16 protein-coding genes are annotated in these 18,713 nt (G+C 59.1%); 14 read left to right on the top strand and 2 right to left on the bottom strand.

The genetic code is table 11. The annotated features are described in order from the left end of the window. Window positions 1–112 precede the first annotated feature (112 nt). The 3 genes from aat to infA all read left to right on the top strand — a co-directional run bounded on the left by aat (window position 113) and on the right by infA (window position 1,876). Complete coding sequence (aat, locus tag ACSAMW_RS00190; protein ID WP_500592118.1) at window positions 113–793, top strand: leucyl/phenylalanyl-tRNA--protein transferase; 681 nt, start codon at window positions 113–115, stop codon at window positions 791–793. Window positions 794–850: 57 nt separating this feature from the next. Continuing rightward, complete coding sequence (locus ACSAMW_RS00185; RefSeq protein WP_500592117.1) at window positions 851–1,558, top strand: arginyltransferase; 708 nt, start codon at window positions 851–853, stop codon at window positions 1,556–1,558. A 99-nt stretch (window positions 1,559–1,657) separates the two neighbouring features. Beyond that, window positions 1,658–1,876 carry a translation initiation factor IF-1 gene (infA, locus tag ACSAMW_RS00180; RefSeq protein ID WP_002553999.1) on the top strand — a complete coding sequence of 73 codons (219 nt, stop codon included), beginning with the start codon at window positions 1,658–1,660 and terminating at the stop codon, window positions 1,874–1,876. A 98-nt stretch (window positions 1,877–1,974) separates the two neighbouring features. Here infA and clpA read toward each other — a convergent pair whose 3' ends face one another. Together clpA and clpS are read right to left on the bottom strand one after the other, a co-directional pair. Next, entirely contained in the window at window positions 1,975–4,245 is a 2,271-nt protein-coding gene (gene clpA, locus ACSAMW_RS00175) for an ATP-dependent Clp protease ATP-binding subunit ClpA (protein ID WP_168080323.1), read from the bottom strand. 31 nt (window positions 4,246–4,276) lie between these two features. After that, window positions 4,277–4,684, bottom strand: a complete 408-nt coding sequence (gene clpS / locus ACSAMW_RS00170) for an ATP-dependent Clp protease adapter ClpS (protein WP_168080321.1) — start codon at window positions 4,682–4,684, stop codon at window positions 4,277–4,279. Between the two features lie 225 nt (window positions 4,685–4,909). Between clpS and cspD the strand changes: the two genes are divergently transcribed. From cspD to ACSAMW_RS00115, 11 genes are all read left to right on the top strand, one after another. After that, entirely contained in the window at window positions 4,910–5,161 is a 252-nt protein-coding gene (gene cspD / locus ACSAMW_RS00165; protein WP_500592116.1) for a cold shock domain-containing protein CspD, read from the top strand. Between the two features lie 357 nt (window positions 5,162–5,518). Continuing rightward, window positions 5,519–7,744, top strand: coding sequence for an NADP-dependent isocitrate dehydrogenase (locus ACSAMW_RS00160; RefSeq protein WP_500592115.1), 2,226 nt, complete (start codon window positions 5,519–5,521; stop codon window positions 7,742–7,744). Window positions 7,745–7,804: 60 nt separating this feature from the next. After that, window positions 7,805–8,245 carry an NUDIX hydrolase gene (locus ACSAMW_RS00155; protein WP_500592114.1) on the top strand — a complete coding sequence of 147 codons (441 nt, stop codon included), beginning with the start codon at window positions 7,805–7,807 and terminating at the stop codon, window positions 8,243–8,245. Between the two features lie 68 nt (window positions 8,246–8,313). Beyond that, entirely contained in the window at window positions 8,314–9,459 is a 1,146-nt protein-coding gene (mnmA, locus tag ACSAMW_RS00150) for a tRNA 2-thiouridine(34) synthase MnmA (protein WP_500592113.1), read from the top strand. Then, entirely contained in the window at window positions 9,456–10,082 is a 627-nt protein-coding gene (hflD, locus tag ACSAMW_RS00145) for a high frequency lysogenization protein HflD (protein WP_500592112.1), read from the top strand. Before mnmA ends, hflD begins: the two co-directional genes overlap by 4 nt. Before the next feature lie 103 nt (window positions 10,083–10,185). Beyond that, window positions 10,186–11,556 carry an adenylosuccinate lyase gene (purB, locus tag ACSAMW_RS00140; RefSeq protein WP_500592111.1) on the top strand — a complete coding sequence of 457 codons (1,371 nt, stop codon included), beginning with the start codon at window positions 10,186–10,188 and terminating at the stop codon, window positions 11,554–11,556. 76 nt (window positions 11,557–11,632) lie between these two features. Further along, complete coding sequence (locus ACSAMW_RS00135; protein WP_500592110.1) at window positions 11,633–12,799, top strand: ribosomal protein uL16 3-hydroxylase; 1,167 nt, start codon at window positions 11,633–11,635, stop codon at window positions 12,797–12,799. Beyond that, window positions 12,792–13,217: a GNAT family N-acetyltransferase gene (locus ACSAMW_RS00130; protein ID WP_500592109.1), complete on the top strand. Its 426-nt coding sequence runs from the start codon at window positions 12,792–12,794 to the stop codon at window positions 13,215–13,217. The genes ACSAMW_RS00135 and ACSAMW_RS00130 overlap by 8 nt, the downstream gene beginning before the upstream one ends. An 83-nt stretch (window positions 13,218–13,300) precedes the next feature. Continuing rightward, entirely contained in the window at window positions 13,301–14,041 is a 741-nt protein-coding gene (locus ACSAMW_RS00125) for a secretin N-terminal domain-containing protein (RefSeq protein WP_500592108.1), read from the top strand. 477 nt (window positions 14,042–14,518) lie between these two features. After that, entirely contained in the window at window positions 14,519–15,844 is a 1,326-nt protein-coding gene (gene aceA / locus ACSAMW_RS00120; protein WP_168080301.1) for an isocitrate lyase, read from the top strand. Between the two features lie 303 nt (window positions 15,845–16,147). After that, window positions 16,148–18,223: a M10 family metallopeptidase C-terminal domain-containing protein gene (locus tag ACSAMW_RS00115; protein WP_500592107.1), complete on the top strand. Its 2,076-nt coding sequence runs from the start codon at window positions 16,148–16,150 to the stop codon at window positions 18,221–18,223. Window positions 18,224–18,713 lie beyond the last annotated feature (490 nt).

The raw sequence follows: 18,713 nt of genomic DNA, 5'->3' as shown, positions 1-18,713 counted from the left end.
GTCGTCCCTTATCGCCTCTCGATGCTGGCCCGGCAAATGGCCACCCTCGACGCTGGCACCTGGTTGGCGCAATACTGCCCTCCTCCCCGTTGATCATTGTTACAGCCACACCATGCTGACCTGGCTTACCCGAGATGACCTCACCTTTCCGCCCCTTGATCGCGCCTTGCGCGACCCTAACGGCCTGCTCGCCGCTGGGGGGGACCTGAGCCCCGAGCGCCTGATAGCGGCCTATCGACATGGCTGTTTTCCTTGGTATGAGCAAGGCCAGCCCGTGTTGTGGTGGTCCCCGGACCCACGCATGGTCCTGCTGCCGGAAGCGCTCCATGTATCACGCAGCCTTCGAAAGGTCATACGCGAAGAACGATTCAAGGTGACGCTTGATAAGGACTTCCCCGCTGTGATCCGTGCCTGCGCCGCGCCACGTACCTACGCTCAGGGCACTTGGATTACACCTGCCATTGAACAGGCTTACATAGACCTGCATGCGCGCGGGATCGCTCATAGCGTAGAAGCCTGGCAGGGCAATGAATTGGTGGGAGGGCTGTATGGCATCGCCATGGGGCGGCTGTTTTTTGGAGAGTCCATGTTCAGCCGGGTAACGGAGGCTTCGAAAGTGGCCTTCGTTACGCTAGTGGAGCATCTTCAACAGGCCGGCTTTGTATTGATCGACTGCCAGATGCATACCCGTCACTTGGAGAGCTTGGGTGCAAGGGAAATCAGCCGCTCAGCATTCGCACAGTACCTCGATACCTATCTTGATGCTCCAGCCGCGGTCTGTTGGGCCAGGTAGGCGAGTTGCTCTGCGCTGGCTTACACTCCACCTGTAAGCTTATAAAGAGGGTTGGCCATGACCGAGTTGGCGCGCTTGAAGTTTTATGCCACTCAACCTCACACCTGCAGCTATCTGCCGGATGAACAGGCAACCACATTGTTTCTGGACCCCAGCCAGCCGATGGACACTGGCCTGTATGCCGATTTGTCGGAGCTCGGCTTCAGGCGAAGTGGGGACCACCTGTACCGCCCTCACTGCCAGCGCTGCAATGCCTGTGTTCCTGCCCGCATCCCGGTCGTGCGCTTTCAGCCCAGCCGCCAGCAGAAACGTATTTTCAAACGTAATGCCGACCTTCAGGTGACGGCTGTCAGCCCCCGGTACACAGAAGAGTATTTCGACCTGTACAGGCGCTATATCGAGCAGCGCCATTCGGACGGAGACATGTATCCGCCTAGCCGTGATCAATTTGCGACGTTCCTGGTACGCGACCTGCCTTTTTCCCGCTTCTACGAGTTCCGTGCAGGTGAGCGCCTGCTTGCAGTGGCCGTCACTGACCTCTTGCCCAATGGGCTGTCGGCGGTCTACACCTTCTACGAACCTGAGGAGGAACGCAGGAGCCTTGGGCGGTTCGCCATTTTGTGGCAAATCGGTGAAGCGCTACGCCTGGAATTGAATGCTGTGTACTTGGGGTATTGGATCAAGAACTGCAAAAAAATGAATTACAAGACCCAATACCGGCCTATCGAGCTGCTGATAAATCAAAGGTGGGTGCTGCTGAACTGAAGCCCGTGGCGCACGGTCTGTTTTTCGGGCACACTATGCGCCGGTTTTGCCTGGCGCAGTTGCACCGGGCCACTTACTGGATACCGAGGGCTTTACTGCATGTCGAAAGAAGACAGCTTCGAAATGGAAGGCACTGTCGTCGACACCCTGCCCAACACCATGTTCCGCGTGGAGTTGGAAAACGGGCACGTCGTTACCGCGCATATTTCTGGAAAAATGCGCAAGAACTACATCCGAATCCTTACTGGCGATAAAGTCCGTGTGGAACTTACCCCCTACGATTTGAGCAAGGGCCGGATCACCTACCGCGCTCGCTGACACGCTCAAAAACGAAAAAGCCCGGCAATAACAGCCGGGCTTTTCGTTTGCACCTGAAAAAAGTACAGGCGCCGGAGTAAACCTCCAGCGCCTGTGGGTCAGGCCATTTCCACCGTTGTCTCGAAGTCGAAGGTCATCTCGCCTTCCTTGACATCGATGTGAACAACACCCCCATGCTCTGCAAGCTCACCGAACAGGATTTCCTCGGCCAGAGGCCGCTTGATCTTGTCCTGGATAAGCCTTGCCATTGGGCGAGCACCCATCTGAACATCGTAGCCACTGGCAGCCAGCCAGCTACGAGCAGCCTCGGAGACCTCCAGCAGTACCCGCTTATCTTCCAGTTGGGCTTGAAGTTCGGTAAGGAACTTGTCAACGATGCTTTTGATAACCTCGTGACTCAAGCGGCCAAACTGAATGATGGTATCCAGGCGGTTACGGAACTCAGGTGTGAAGCTCTTGCGGATCACTTCCATGGCATCGGAAGAATGATCCTGGTGGGTGAAGCCAATGGACGCCCGTGCAGCCGTTTCGGCGCCCGCGTTGGTGGTCATGATCAGGATGACGTTACGGAAGTCCGCCTTACGGCCGTTATTATCCGTGAGCGTGCCGTGGTCCATGACCTGCAGCAACAGGTTGAACACTTCCGGGTGAGCTTTTTCGATCTCGTCCAACAGCAACACACAGTGAGGCTGCTTGGTGATGGCTTCCGTCAAGAGGCCACCTTGGTCGAACCCTACATAACCCGGCGGGGCACCAATCAGGCGTGACACCGTATGGCGCTCCATGTATTCAGACATGTCGAACCGCACCAGTTCAATCCCCAGCGCCTTAGCCAACTGGCGTGCCGCTTCTGTCTTACCTACACCGGTGGGGCCTGCGAACAGGAACGAACCAACAGGCTTGTCAGGTGCCTTGAGGCCGGCCCGAGAGAGCTTGATGGCGGTCGACAGGGAGTCGATGGCCGCATCCTGACCGAACACGGTCAACTTCAGGTCACGCTCCAGGTTGCGCAGCAATTCCTTGTCGGACGTGCTGACGTGTTTTGGGGGGATGCGTGCAATCTTGGCAATGATGTCTTCAACCTGCGCTACGTCGATGCGCTTGACACGCGCCTCCACCGGTTGCAGGCGCTGGTAGGCACCCGCTTCATCGATAACGTCGATGGCCTTGTCAGGCATGTGACGGTCATTGATGTAGCGCGAGGCCAGCTCTGCAGCAGCGCGAAGCGACTCATCGCTGTACTCGATGCTGTGATGCTGCTCGAAGCGATTCTTGAGCCCCCGCAGGATACCGATGGTGTCTTCCACCGAAGGCTCGCTGACGTCCACCTTCTGAAAACGGCGTGCCAGTGCGCGATCTTTTTCAAAGATCCCACGGAATTCCTGGAAGGTGGTTGAGCCGATGCAACGGATTTCACCCGACGACAGCAGCGGCTTGAGCAGGTTGGAGGCATCCATGACCCCGCCAGAGGCAGCACCGGCGCCAATGATGGTGTGAATCTCATCGATGAACAGGATGGCCTGCGGGCGTTTGCGCAACTCACCCAGCAAGGCCTTGAAGCGCTTCTCGAAATCGCCGCGGTATTTTGTACCGGCAAGCAGCGCGCCCAGGTCAAGGGAGTACACCACGCTGTTGGCGAGCAGGTCGGGCACCTGGCTGTCTACGATGCGCTTGGCCAGGCCTTCGGCGATAGCGGTTTTACCCACCCCTGCTTCGCCTACCAGCAGCGGATTGTTCTTGCGCCGCCGTGCCAGGATCTGTGCAACCCGCTCAACTTCCGTTTCCCGGCCTACCAATGGATCGATACGGCCTTGACGAGCCAGCTCGTTCAGGTTGCTGGCATAGGCATCCAGCGGGTTGCTGGACGACGAAGACTCTCCACCTTCCTCATCCTGCATTTCCTGCTCACCCTCGGACTGCTCGCCATGCCCAGGCACCTTGGAAATACCGTGAGCGATGTAGTTCACAACGTCAATGCGAGCAACGCTCTGCTGCTTAAGCAGAAATACGGCTTGGCTTTCCTGCTCGCTGAAGATGGCGACGAGCACGTTGGCGCCCGTCACTTCACGCTTGCCTGAGCTCTGGACGTGGAACACTGCACGCTGAAGCACGCGCTGGAACCCAAGCGTAGGCTGGGTTTCGCGGTCTTCATCATGAACAGGGATCAATGGCGTGGTGGAGTCTATGAACTCCTGAAGGTCGTGCTTGAGCTTGTCAAGGTTGGCACCGCACGCCCGTAGCACGGTAGCGGCGGCCTCATTGTCCAATAGGGCCAGCAGAAGGTGCTCGACCGTCATGAATTCATGACGCTTCGACCGAGCTTCCTTGAAGGCCAGATTGAGGGTGACTTCGAGCTCGCGGTTTAACATTGCTTCACCTCATAACCCAAGTGGCCGGATTTCAACCGTCCTTCTCGATTTCACAGAGTAGCGGATGCTGGCTGTCCCTGGCGTGTTGATTGACCTGCATGGCCTTTGTTTCCGCGATGTCCCTGGTGTACAGCCCGCAGACTGCACGCCCTTCCGTATGTACCGCCAGCATCACCTTGGTCGCCAGCTCGCGATTCAGGTTGAAGAACAGCTCCAGCACCTCTACCACGAAATCCATCGGGGTGTAGTCGTCGTTGAACAGCACCACTTTATACATCGGCGGCGCCTGCAGCGCCGGCTTGGACTCCTGCAACGCCACGCCTGCTGAATCATCATCCAGCGGAGCGGCGTCGTCCGGGCCGAGCCTGCCTGACCGAGGCTGATCAAGGCCTGGCCGTTCCTGCTTGAAGGTTAGTCGAATATGATTGATTGCATGCATTTCGGAAGTGTTCGTCGTTAGGCGAGTGAAGGTGTGTGGTTAGACGTGTGTCCAGAATGATACTCGGCCGCCGCATGACCTTGACTATCGGCAAAACGGTGTTACAAACAGTAGAGCCCACATTGGGTAAGAAAGGTCCGCACAGTCAAATTAATTTTTCGGCCGATGCGTGAACCGAGGTGGATGATACTCCAGAGATGGGGTCCTTTGCAGAGGGATATGAGTATGGCAAGCGGTAAAGTCAAGTGGTTCAACAATGCTAAGGGGTTCGGGTTCATCATCGAGGACGGGAAGGACGAGGATCTGTTCGCCCATTTCTCGGCGATCAAAATGGACGGCTACAAAACGCTCAAGGCAGGGCAACCCGTTAAATTCAACATCATTCAAGGTCCTAAGGGCATGCACGCCGTGGACATTTCATCGGTAACCGAGACGGCCACCCTCTCCACCCCCGCGTCTTCAACTTCGCACGCCTGACGCAGCGCCTTACCCGGTGACTGGCTGCCCCTTCAGGGTGGTCAGTCCTTCTTCGCTTTCCCCTTCCTTCCCCCCCTTTCAGGCACTGTGCCGAACCTAGGTGCGCCTTTCCACGGGTTTGATATACTCCGCCGGTGACTATGGAGTCATAGCGGCGCCTTACCCTATGCAAGTGTCGCCACCGGTAAACGTGAACCCGTTCGGGCCCGTACCTTGGCCCGGCCGTTTGACGCTCGACTGATGCACCCAACATCACCGCACGGCCTCTCGACTTTCGTCGCATCACCTACGCCGAAAGCGCCTATCCCGCGCAACGAGATGCTTAGCATGCTCAGCAAAACAGAGAGTTAACCCCACATGCCCACCCGATCCAAGATCATCTATACCTTCACCGACGAAGCCCCTGCCCTCGCCACCTATTCCCTGCTGCCAATTGTCGAGGCGTTCACCAAGACCGCCGACATCGCGGTGGAAACGCGCGACATTTCGCTCGCTGGCCGCATTCTTGCGGCATTCCCCGAGCGCCTTGGAAAGCAGGCCGTCGCTGACGACCTCGGTGAACTTGGCACCCTGGCCACCACGCCAGAGGCCAACATCATCAAGCTGCCGAACATCAGCGCTTCGGTGCCGCAGCTGAAGGCCGCGATCAAGGAACTGCAGGCCAAGGGCTTCGACGTCCCGGACTACCCGGATGCCGCCGACAGCGACGACCTCAAAGACATTCGCAACCGCTACGACAAGATCAAAGGCAGCGCCGTGAACCCGGTGCTGCGCGAAGGCAACTCCGACCGTCGCGCACCGCTGTCGGTAAAGAATTATGCCCGCAAGCACCCACACAAAATGGGTGCCTGGGCCAGCGACTCCAAGGCCCATGTGGCCCACATGGACAACGGCGACTTCTACGGCAGTGAAAAAGCAGCCTTGATCGGTGCCGATGGCACTGTCCGCATCGAGCTGGTCGGTCAGGACGGCAACACAACTGTCCTGAAGGAGAAGACCACCGTTCAGGCCGGTGAAATCATCGACAGTGCCGTGATGAGCCGCAAGGCCCTGCGCGCATTCGTCGCAGCCCAGATCGAAGATGCCAAGGCTCAGGGCGTACTGTTCTCGGTCCACTTGAAGGCCACCATGATGAAGGTCTCGGACCCGATCATGTTCGGCCAGTTCGTGGAAGAGTATTACAAGAGCGCATTGACCAAGCACGAAGCTGTGCTGGCCGACGCCGGCTTCAACAGTGGTAACGGCATCGGCGACCTGTATGCCCGCATCAAGTCGCTGCCTGCCGAGAAGCAGGCAGAGATCGAGGCTGACATCCAGGCCGTCTACGCCGCGCGCGCTGCGGTGGCCATGGTCAACTCCGACAAAGGCATCACCAACCTTCACGTGCCCAGCGACGTGATCGTCGATGCCTCGATGCCGGCCATGATCCGTGATTCGGGCAAGATGTGGAACGCCGAAGGCCAGCTCCAAGATGCCAAGGCTGTTATCCCGGACCGCTGCTACGCCACCATTTACCAGGCTGTGATCGAGGACTGCAAGGCCCACGGTGCCTTCGACCCAACGACCATGGGCAGTGTCCCCAACGTTGGCCTGATGGCTCAGAAAGCCGAAGAATACGGCTCCCACGACAAGACCTTCCAAGTGAAGGCCGATGGCGTGGTGCGCGTGGTGGCCGCCGATGGCGCTGTGCTGATGGAGCAACCGGTCGAAGCCGGCGACATCTTCCGCATGTGCCAGACCAAGGACGCACCGATTCGCGACTGGGTCAAGCTGGCGGTCAACCGTGCCCGTCCCAGCAGCACCCCTGCCATTTTCTGGCTGGACGCTGCCCGCGCCCACGATGCCGCACTGATCACCAAGGTACAGACCTACCTCAAGGACCACGACACCAACGGCCTGGATATCCAGATCCTTACGCCAGTCGAAGCCATGAAACTGTCCCTGTCACGCATCCGTGAAGGCATGGACACCATTTCGGTCACAGGCAACGTGCTGCGCGACTACCTGACCGACCTGTTCCCCATCATGGAACTGGGCACCAGCGCCAAGATGCTGTCCATCGTGCCCCTGATGAATGGTGGCGGCCTGTTCGAGACCGGTGCAGGCGGTTCTGCTCCCAAGCACGTTCAGCAGTTCAATGAAGAAGGCTTCCTGCGCTGGGATTCACTGGGCGAGTTTCTGGCCCTGGCAGCGTCGCTGGAGCACCTAGCGACCACTTACGGTAACGCCAAGGCACAGGTACTGGCCGACACCCTGGACCAGGCCACCGGCAAGTTCCTGGACACCAACAAGTCGCCTTCGCGCAAGGTGGGCGGTATCGACAACCGTGGTAGCCACTACTACCTGGCGACCTATTGGGCCCAGGCCCTGGCCGAGCAGACCACCGACAGCGACCTGCAGGCACGCTTCAAGCCGCTGGCCGAAACCTTGACTGCCCAGGAATCGACCATCGTCGACGAACTGAACAATGCTCAAGGGGCGCCCGTGGACATCGGCGGCTACTACTTCGCGACACCGGAGCTGGCCAGCAAGGCCATGCGCCCAAGCGCGACACTCAATGAGGCCATCGCTTCGCTGAAGTAAAACGCGTTACAGCCCCGGCCCAGGCCGGGGTTTTTTATTTTCCAACCTTTTGGATTTCTTATGACCTGGCAACCCCATATCACCGTTGCGACGGTAATCGAAGACGACGAGGGGCGCTTCCTCTTCGTGGAAGAACACAAAGGTGGCCGCTTGGTGCTCAACCAGCCCGCCGGCCATTTTGAAAAAGGCGAAACCCTGCGCGAGGCGGCCCTGCGCGAAACCCGTGAGGAAACCGCCTGGGAAGTCGAGCTGACCGGTGTTGTAGGCATTTACCTGTATACAGCACCCCATAACGGCGTGACCTATCAACGTGTCTGCTTCAGCGCCCGCCCGTTGCGCCGGCGCGATCACCCGCTGGACCGCGATATCACGGCTACCCATTGGCTGACCCGCGATGCACTGGCGGCAGACCCGGCCCGCTGGCGCAGCGACCTAGTGCTGCGCTGCCTGGACGATTACCTGGCAGGGCCGGTTTATCCACTGGACGTTGTTCGCGACTAACGCCCTTTTCCCAGGGCGGCCCGGGCCTGCTAGAATGTCGCGCTTTTCACCAGAATGTTCCCAAGCCCATGCGTGAGCCTGCCCTCTCCGATCCCTACAGGGATCCTCGAAATACGCGCGTGATCGTCGGCATGTCCGGCGGCGTCGACTCGTCCGTTTCAGCGCTTCTTCTACTGCAACAAGGTTTTCAGGTTGAAGGCCTGTTCATGAAGAACTGGGAAGAAGACGACGGCACCGAGTACTGTACCGCCCGCGAGGACCTGGCCGATGCCCAGGCCGTGTGCGACAGGCTCGGTATCCCGCTGCATACCGCCAACTTCGCAGCCGAATACTGGGACAACGTGTTCGAGCACTTTCTGGCCGAATACAAGGCGGGGCGCACCCCTAACCCGGACATCCTCTGCAATCGGGAAATCAAGTTCAAGGCCTTCCTGGACTACGCCCTGAGCCTGGGCGCAGACCTGATCGCCACGGGGCACTATGTGCGCCGGCGGGATCGGGACGGGGTTACCGAGCTGCTTAAAGGCCTGGACCCGAACAAGGACCAAAGCTATTTCCTCCATGCGGTAGGCGGCGAGCAGATCGCTCGCACGTTGTTCCCGGTGGGCGAGCTGGAAAAACCCGAGGTTCGTGCCATTGCCGACCTGCATGGGCTGGCCACGGCCAAGAAAAAGGATTCCACTGGTATCTGCTTTATCGGCGAACGCCGCTTCAGTGATTTCCTCAAGCAATACCTGCCTGCGCAGCCTGGCGAGATCAAGACTACCGCCGGGGACGTGATCGGCCGCCATCACGGGTTGATGTACCATACCATTGGTCAGCGGCAAGGGCTGGGCATCGGCGGCCTCCAGGGTGCAGGCGATGAGCCCTGGTACGTGCTGGCCAAGGACTTGTCCACCAACGAGTTGATCGTGGGCCAAGGCAACGATCACCCTTGGCTGTTTGCAGAATCATTGCAGGCGTCGGCTATTTTCTGGGTCAACCCTGTGGACCTTTCCAGCCCCCGCCGCCTCACGGCCAAGGTGCGCTACCGCCAGGCCGACCAGCCCTGCACGCTGGCGCTGGGCGCCCATGGCTACACCGTGACCTTCGATGAGCCACAGCGTGCGGTCACGCCCGGCCAGTCGGTGGTGTTCTATGACGGTGAGATTTGCTTGGGCGGTGGCGTGATCGAAACAGTTCAGTCTGCCGCGCAGCAGAGTGCGGCAGCATGAGCACCCGCCAGGAACAACTCATGGCACTGGGTGCGGTCTTCCAGGCGGCTGTGCTGGTGGACCGCCTTGCGAAAACCGGGCAGATCACCGAAGGCGAGCTGGGCGGCATGCTGGGTACCCTGCTGGTGCGCGATCCGAAAGACACCCTTGACGTGTTCGGCGGCAATGACAGCCAGCTACATGAAGGGTATCGCGCCCTGGCGGCAGCCCTAGAACGGGACCCGGCCAGCCTGCAGCGCGAACCGTTGCGCTACGCCTTGTCCATGGTGACCCTGGAACGCCAGCTGGAAAAGCGCCCCGCCATGCTAGAGATCATCGGCAAACGCCTACCGCAGATCCAGGCCCAGGTCGAGCACTTCGGCATCGCCCACGAAAACGTGGTAGCCGCCAGTGGTGGCCTGTACCAGGACACGCTGAGCACCTTGCGCCAGCGCATTCAGGTACAAGGTGACATGCGCCACCTGCAGCAGCCCAACAACGCCTCGAAAATCCGCGCCTTGCTACTGGCCGGTATCCGTTGCGCACGGCTGTGGCGCCAACTGGGCGGGCACCGCTGGCAACTGCTGTTCAGCCGGCGCAAGTTGCTCAGCGAGCTGTACCCTTTGCTTCGCGGCAACGACTGATCCTGACGCCCACCGGGCCCACTGGCGGATCAGCCAGCGGGCCTGATGGTTTTTCATGTATGCTATGCGCCCTTTTCGTTGCCCGACTGCCCGAGAACACCCTATGCAGCTTTCTTCGCTCACTGCGGTTTCCCCTGTTGACGGCCGCTACGCCGGCAAAACCGAGGCCTTGCGCCCCATCTTCAGCGAATACGGCCTTATCCGTTTTCGTGCCCTCGTCGAAGTACGCTGGCTGCAACGCCTGGCTTCACATGCGCAAATCCCCGAAGTGCCGCCGTTTTCAGAGGGTGCCAATGCCCTGCTGAACGAACTGGCCACTGGCTTTGCCGTGGAGCATGCCGAGCGTGTGAAAGAGATCGAACGCACGACCAACCATGATGTGAAAGCCATCGAGTATTTGCTCAAGGAGCAGGCCGAGCGGTTGCCAGAATTGGCCAAGGTTAGCGAATTCATCCACTTTGCCTGCACCAGCGAGGACATCAATAACCTGTCCCATGCGCTGATGCTGCGCGAAGGCCGCGACACCGTGCTGCTGCCCCTGATGCGCCAGATCGCCGGTGCTATTCGCGAGCTGGCCCACCGTTTCGCCGACGTGCCAATGCTGTCACGCACCCACGGGCAACCTGCCTCCCCCACGACGCTGGGCAAAGAACTGGCGAACGTGGTGTACCGCCTGGAACGGCAAATCACTCAGATCGCTGCCGTTCCGCTGTTGGGCAAGATCAACGGTGCCGTGGGCAACTACAATGCCCACCTTTCGGCCTACCCGGACATCGACTGGGAAGCCAACGCCCGTGCCTTCATCGAGGGCGAACTGGGCCTGGTGTTCAACCCCTACACCACTCAGATCGAGCCGCACGACTACATCGCCGAACTGTTCGACGCTATCGCCCGCTTCAATACCATCCTGATCGACTTAGATCGTGACGTCTGGGGCTATATCTCCCTGGGTTATTTCAAGCAGCGCACCATCGCTGGCGAGATTGGCTCCTCGACCATGCCCCACAAGGTCAACCCCATCGACTTCGAGAACTCCGAAGGCAACCTGGGCATTGCCAATGCGCTGTTCCAGCACCTGGCCAGCAAGCTCCCGATTTCCCGCTGGCAGCGCGACCTTACGGACTCCACCGTGCTGCGCAACCTGGGCGTGGGCTTTGCCCATAGCGTGATTGCCTACGAAGCCAGCCTCAAGGGCATTGGCAAGCTGGAAATCAACGCTCAGCGTATCGCTGCCGACCTGGATGCCTGCTGGGAAGTACTGGCAGAGCCCATCCAAACAGTGATGCGCCGCTACAACATCGAGAACCCCTACGAGAAGCTCAAGGAGCTGACCCGCGGCAAGGGGATCTCCGCCCAGGCCTTGCAGGAATTCATCGAGGGCTTGGACATGCCCGAGGCTGCCAAGGCAGAACTCATCCGCCTGACGCCTGCCACCTACATTGGCAATGCAGCAGAACAGGCACGCCGTATCTGACCTGTACGGCTCGAGAGCGCCCGGCCTGGCCGGGCGTTTTTTATTCAACGTCTCTACTTTTTTCAAAGAGTTAACCATGGCTTCCAATAAACCACTTCAACTGCTGGGCGGCCTGACCGCGCAGGAATTCCTTCGCGACTATTGGCAGAAGAAGCCTTTATTGGTGCGCCAAGCGTTTACGGACTTTGAAAACCCCATCAGCCCTGATGAGTTGGCAGGCCTGGCGCTGGAAGAAGAAATCGAGTCCCGGCTTGTGCTCGAACATGGCGAGCACCCTTGGGAACTGCGTCGTGGCCCCTTTGCAGAGGATGCCTTCGCCAGCCTGCCCGCCAAGGACTGGACCCTATTGGTACAGGCCGTGGACCAGTTCGTACCAGAGGTGAGCGCCCTGCTCGAACCCTTCCGCTTCCTGCCCACCTGGCGCATCGACGATGTGATGATCAGCTACGCGGCACCCGGCGGTGGTGTCGGTCCGCACTTCGATCACTACGATGTGTTCCTATTGCAGGGCCTGGGCCAGCGTACCTGGCGCGTGGGGCAGATGTGCGACTCGGACAGCTCCTTGCTTGAGCACGCCGACTTGCGCATCCTCGCAGGCTTCGAGGAAACCGACAGCTGGACCCTTGAACCCGGCGACATGCTGTACCTGCCCCCAAGGCTGGCTCACTTCGGCACGGCAGTGGATGATTGCATGACCTACAGCATCGGCTTCCGCGCCCCTAGCGCCAGTGAGGTACTGACCCACTTCACCGATTTCCTGAGCCAGTTCATCCCTGATGACGAGCGCTACAGCGATGCTGATATCACACCGGCGGCCGACCCTAACCAGATCCAGCACGATGCATTGGACCGCCTCAAAGGCTTGCTGGCCCAGCACATGAGCGACGACCGCCTGCTGCTCACCTGGTTCGGCCAGTTCATGACCGAACCTCGCTATGCCGAACGGGTTGCCGGCAGCGAATTGGCCGAAGACGAATTCCTCGATGCCTTGGCCCAAGGTGCCGTGATTATCCGCAACCCCAGCGCACGCCTGGCCTGGTCGGAAATGGGCAGCGAGCTGATGCTGTTTGCCAGCGGACAAAGCCGCTTGCTGCCCGGCAACCTGCGGCCTCTGCTGCAATTGGTGTGCTCTGCCGACGCCTTGCACCAGACCAACCTAGGGCCATGGCTGGAAGACGACGAAGCGGTGACGCTGCTCAACCAGTTGATGATACAGGGCAGCCTGGGGTTTGCCGATGAATGACCTACGTGTGCGCCTTGCAGACTGGCACCGCGACTATGCCGACATTCACCGCATCCGCGAAAGCGTATTCGTGGCTGAGCAAGCCGTAACACCAGAGCAGGAATGGGATTCGGAAGACGACTCGGCCCTGCACTTCCTGGCCGAAACCGGTGGCTTTGCCATCGGCACCGCCCGGTTGTCCGCTGAAGGGTATATCGGCCGCTTGTCAGTGCTCAAGGATTGGCGTGGCCTTCACGTGGGTGATGCCCTGATGCAAGCCGTGATCGCCCAGGCCCAAGGCCGTGGCATCGGTGCACTCAAGCTCACGGCGCAGGTGCATGCCACGGCGTTCTACCAGCGGTTCGGCTTTGAAGTGGTCAGCGACGAATTCGTCGAAGCCGGCCTGCCCCACGTCGATATGCTTCGCCCTGTCATCTAAGGGGCTGGGATTCGACGGCTTCATCACCCGCAAGGCACAGCCGTGAGTCATACTCATGGCCTAACCTTGCGGAGTAACTAGCCATGCCGCTACGCCCCTTGCTTCTCCTCCTACTGCTTGTATTCACCCCGCTTACACAAGCTGCCACCCAAGTACTGGAACTGCATTACCGCACCAGTGACGAACTGCTGCCACTGGTGCGCTCGTTTTTAGGCAACCAAGGTACCGTTAGCGCCCTAGGCAACCAATTGGTGGTGAATGCAGACCCTGGCAAGCTGGATGAACTCAGCGCCCTGCTGGAGCGCATCGACGCCCCGGCGCGAAGGCTGCTGATCAGCGTAGATACCAGTGACAGCAACCACAGCAGTGGCGCCGGCGCAGGCAATGGGCGGGTGATTCGCTACGGTACGGCCAACAGAACGGGCGGTGTGCAGCAGGTTCAAGCCAGCGAAGGGTCGCCAGCCCTGATACAGATTGGCCAGAGCGTCCCTTTGACTACCGGGCAGACGGACAGCTACGGCCGGCTGCAGACCCAGACCGAATACCGCAATGTCACCCAAGGCTTCTATGTGACCGCCAGCGTGACAGGCGAGACGGTGCATTTATCCATCAACACCAATAACGACCACATGAGCCAGGAGCGCCCGGATGTCATCAATGTTCAGAGCACCGGCACCCAGGTGAGCGGCCCCCTTGGCCAATGGATTACAGTGGCAGGTATCAACAGCCAGAGCCAGGCTGAGCGTAACGGCAGCACGCGTTACTACGGCACCGCTGGCCGGGATGACATGACCCTCCGGGTAAGGGTAGATGCCCTGCCCTGAAAGGCCGACCCCAGAGCCTTTTAGTGACCGATCGGTTCTGAATCTTCAGAGTATGTAGTGACCTTTAAAAAGCACTACAAATCGTTTGACGCCTTCTTAAGCCGTAGGCATGATGGCCTCGCTCCCGCTAATCAATGGCCTCAGATAGAGGCCACCGGTACGTGCCCTTCCTAGCCGTAGGGCCGTGTTTGGATCAGTACGGCCTAAACAGGCAGTTTTGTAGGTTGTGATGAAAGGGGCAGGCCTGAAAGGACACGTTCAGTCGCTGACAGGTTAGCCGGGCGATGCAGTTTTGGAGTGAGCATAGAGCTGCACTACATGCAGCCTGTACCACACCTTTTCCCGCGTTGACCGTAGCCTGGCCAAATGCATCTTTCGTTACACCCTGGCATTAGCCTGCTGTGCTGGTGGTGATTGGCGCCTGCCTTTCTGGTGGAGCTGGACATCCCCACAAGACCTATGCAAGAGGCTTACCCCATGGCACAGACACGCGAACAACAGATTGCAGCCCTTGAACAGGATTGGGCGCAAAACCCACGTTGGAAAGGGGTGAACCGAACCTACACGGCTGCTGATGTGGTACGCCTGCGAGGTTCGGTGCAGCCCGAGCACACCCTCGCCCGCCTGGGTGCTGAAAAGTTGTGGAAACTGGTGACCCAGGGTGCCCACCCGGCCTTTCGCCCAGACAAGGATTTTGTGAATTGCATGGGAGCACTCACAGGCGGGCAGGCTGTACAGCAGGTCAAAGCCGGCATTCAGGCCATCTACCTGTCCGGCTGGCAGGTAGCGGCCGACAACAACAGTGCAGAGGCCATGTACCCGGACCAATCCCTGTACCCGGTGGATTCGGTGCCAACGGTTGTCAAACGCATCAATAATGCGTTCCGGCGGGCAGACCAGATTCAATGGAAGGCGGGCAAGAACCCCGGCGACGAGGGCTATATCGACTACTTTGCACCCATCGTGGCCGATGCCGAAGCAGGCTTTGGGGGCGTACTCAATGCCTATGAATTGATGAAAAACATGATTGAAGCCGGTGCCGCCGGTGTTCACTTCGAAGACCAATTGGCGTCGGTGAAAAAGTGTGGGCACATGGGCGGGAAGGTGCTGGTGCCCACCCAGGAAGCCGTACAGAAACTGGTCGCCGCACGCCTGGCGGCGGACGTGGCCGGGGTGCCGACCATCATCCTGGCGCGCACTGACGCCAATGCGGCAGACCTGCTGACCTCGGATTGCGACCCTTATGACCAGCCTTTTGTCACGGGTACTCGCACACCCGAAGGCTTCTACAAGGTGCGTGCAGGCCTGGACCAGGCCATTGCTCGCGGCCTAGCCTACGCGCCTTACGCCGACTTGATCTGGTGCGAGACCGCCAAGCCGGACCTGGCAGAGGCCCGTCGCTTTGCCGAAGCCATCAAGAAGGAATACCCCGACCAGTTGCTCTCCTACAATTGCTCCCCTTCCTTCAACTGGAAGAAAAACCTGGACGACGCCACCATTGCCAGCTTCCAGCGCGAGCTGTCTGCCATGGGCTACAAGCACCAATTCATCACACTGGCCGGTATTCACAACATGTGGCACGGCATGTTCTCGTTGGCCCACGACTATGCCCGTCATGACATGACCGCTTACGTGAAGCTTCAGGAGCAGGAATTTGCCGATGCCGCTAAAGGCTATACCTTTGTGGCGCACCAGCAGGAAGTAGGCACCGGGTATTTCGACGACATGACCACGGTGATCCAGGGCGGCGCCTCGTCTGTTACAGCCCTTACCGGGTCAACCGAAGAAGAACAGTTCCACTGAATCATGCCTGCCTTCGATGTGTAGGAATTTCAAACTTTCCTACACATCAAGTGAAAGCGCCCACCCTGGCGTAGCACTCTTCAGCGCCTCCATACACCTTCGCCAGGTACTGCCCGCAGACCCAGCTGGCCAAAAGCCCAAAGTACCGGATCATCCGAAACTGCTTTTTCAGAATGGGCAGCAAGTCATCTGAAAAGGCTGACCGTTGCTCGGATACCGTTGCGCTTATGTGGCCTTGGGCCGTAAAGGGGCTAACTGTCAGCTACAGTGGGTGCTCCAACAGCACTTTCAAAGGATTCGATCGTGGCAACTTCTTCAAGCAACACCGTGACGACCCCAATTACCCGCACGGCCCCCGGCAGCATAATAGTTAAGCTAAGCGGCATCGGCGCCCCCAACGACAGCCTTATCGTGCAAGCCGACGGTAAGATACTGGTAGGTGGTTATAGCTACTACATCGACGACGGTTATGTAGGGGGCCCAGGGGAATATCCGTATTCCGGCGCGGTAGAGCATTCGGTCATGCGACTGAACGCCGATGGCACCCTGGATACCCGTTACGGCACAGGTGGCGTCGATATTTTCGACCCGGCTAACGGCGACAAGGTGCCCTACGACTCGGACGAGGGCATTCTAGCCACGATGGCCGTCCAAGCCGATGGCAAGGTGCTTGCGGCCCACAGCGGCCTGGATGGCTTGACTGTGGAGCGTTACAACGGCGACGGCAGCCTGGACACCAGCTTCGGCCAAGGCGGCGCGTTGATCCTGGACGTGCCCTATGTGTATGACGGTTACGGGCTGACCGTCAATGCCGATGGCACCTTCTACGTCACGGCCCGCAGCGAGACCCAAGTCACCGTCACCAAGGTCAGCGCAAGCGGAAAGCTGATTGATGGCTTTGGAGATCACGGCGAGCTGCGGATCAGTTCTCCCGAAAAATACTACAACGCCGAGGTTACCAGCCATGTGCTGGCCGATGGCGGAGTGTTGCTGGGCAGCACCCTCTATGTGGGCGGTAACCCGGGCTTCCCAGTGTACAGCCTGGAGCGCTTCAAGGCCGATGGCAGCGTGGATACCCGGTTTGGGGACAACGGCGTGCTGCACTTCGACAAAGCCTTGGTCGAGCCCTACTCTGGAGCCGTAACTGTGCAAGCCGACGGCAAGATCCTTGTGGTCGGGGACAGCACCGACTTCCATGTGTCGAGCATCATCCGCCTCAATGCCGATGGGTCTTTCGACGAGAGCTTTGGCAGCCACGGCATCGCCGGGTTCTCGGTATTGCCGAACGGTTCCAATACCGCGGATTCAGTCACGGTGCAAGCGGACGGAAAAATCCTGGTGGCCGGGCAAAGCAGCGATAAGGGCATCGGCGGCGCCAGCATCACCCGCCTGAATGCCGATGGCAGCGTAGACACTACCTTCGGCAGCCAGGACGGTAAGGTTCACCTGGACGGCTACGCTGGCGACGACGCGTTGTTAGGCACAGACAGCGCCGAGATCATCCACGGCCAGGCTGGCGATGACGTGCTGCAAGGCAATGGCGGCCGCGACGTATTGCTGGGTGGGGCCGGCGCGGACATCTTCCGCTTCACTCAAGTGAGCGACAGCTACCGTACCGCGACCCAGAACGCCAGCGACCTGATCCAGGACTTCAATGCCACCCAAGACCGCATCGACCTGATTGGGCTGGGCTTTACCGGCATTGGCGATGGCCGTCACGGTACCTTGGCCATTCAAGCGAACGCCGAGGGCACCCGCACCTACCTTAAAAGCTTCGAGGCTGATGCCTCCGGCCACCGTTTCGAACTGGCCCTGGACGGCAACCTGGTGGGGCAGCTGAACACGAGCAACCTGGTTTTCACCCCGCCGACTATCGAAGGCACAGCGGGGCGTGATGTGCTGACGGGCAGTGCGCTGGCGGAGATTCTTCTTGGCGGTGCGGGCAACGACCGTATCGACGGCGGCGCCGGAAATGACGTGCTGATCGGCGGCAGTGGTGCGGACTGGCTCACCGGCGGCGAGGGCAAGGACGTCTTTCGCTACACCTCCACTGACGACAGCTACCGCACCGCTAACCAGAGTTTCGTGGACCTGATCGATAGATTCGAGGAACGCCAAGACAGTATCGACGTCTCGGCGCTGGGCTACACCGGCTTTGGGGATGGGACCCACGGCACGTTGAAGCTGGTCTATGACCGTGAGAACGACCGCACCTACTTCAAGGACCTAGACGCCGATGCCCAAGGCCATCGGTTCGAGATCGCGCTCACCGGCTATTGGCTGAACGACCTCCACAAGGAAGAGGTGGTGTTCGCCCAGCCGCAGGTGACCTTGGTCGGCGTGGCACAGGATGCGGAGCAGCAACAGTTGGCCGGGTAACGCCCCTTAATTACGTATCACGGCGTAGCTGGCACTCTCAAACGGAGCCTTTACGCAACCTTGTTTTAGTACGCTCAAAACCGCCTTCGGGCGGTTTTTTATTTGCCAGAGGCATGAGCCGTATTGCAACCATGCAAAACATTGACCCAGGCCCTTATGCCGAATTGAAATCGGCCTACACTCAAACAGGGACTATAGTGGTTTGGAGAAGATGAAACGCCAAGCAAGTATTTTATTGAGATTAATTATCATTCAAACATTTTGTTACGCCCAAAAAGAAACAGTATTGGCCAAATAGCCTAAACCCCCTGTTTTCGGGGCCCTTAGGGCCATAGAGGGGCTCTTGCATAGGAATTGGTCGAATTAATTTGATATAGCAAATTTACTTGCTGCGGGTTTGCCCATAAAATCCGCCGATCCTATGGCTGCGACATTTAGTCACTGCTTTACCCTTCTTCGATTCAGAGCGTTGCGGCTCTGTTAAGGACTG

It is taken from the genome of Pseudomonas sp. AB39(2026) (assembly GCF_059831485.1).
The sequence above is the reverse complement of the archived record's forward strand: the minus strand, read 5'-3'. Positions and strand labels throughout refer to the sequence as shown.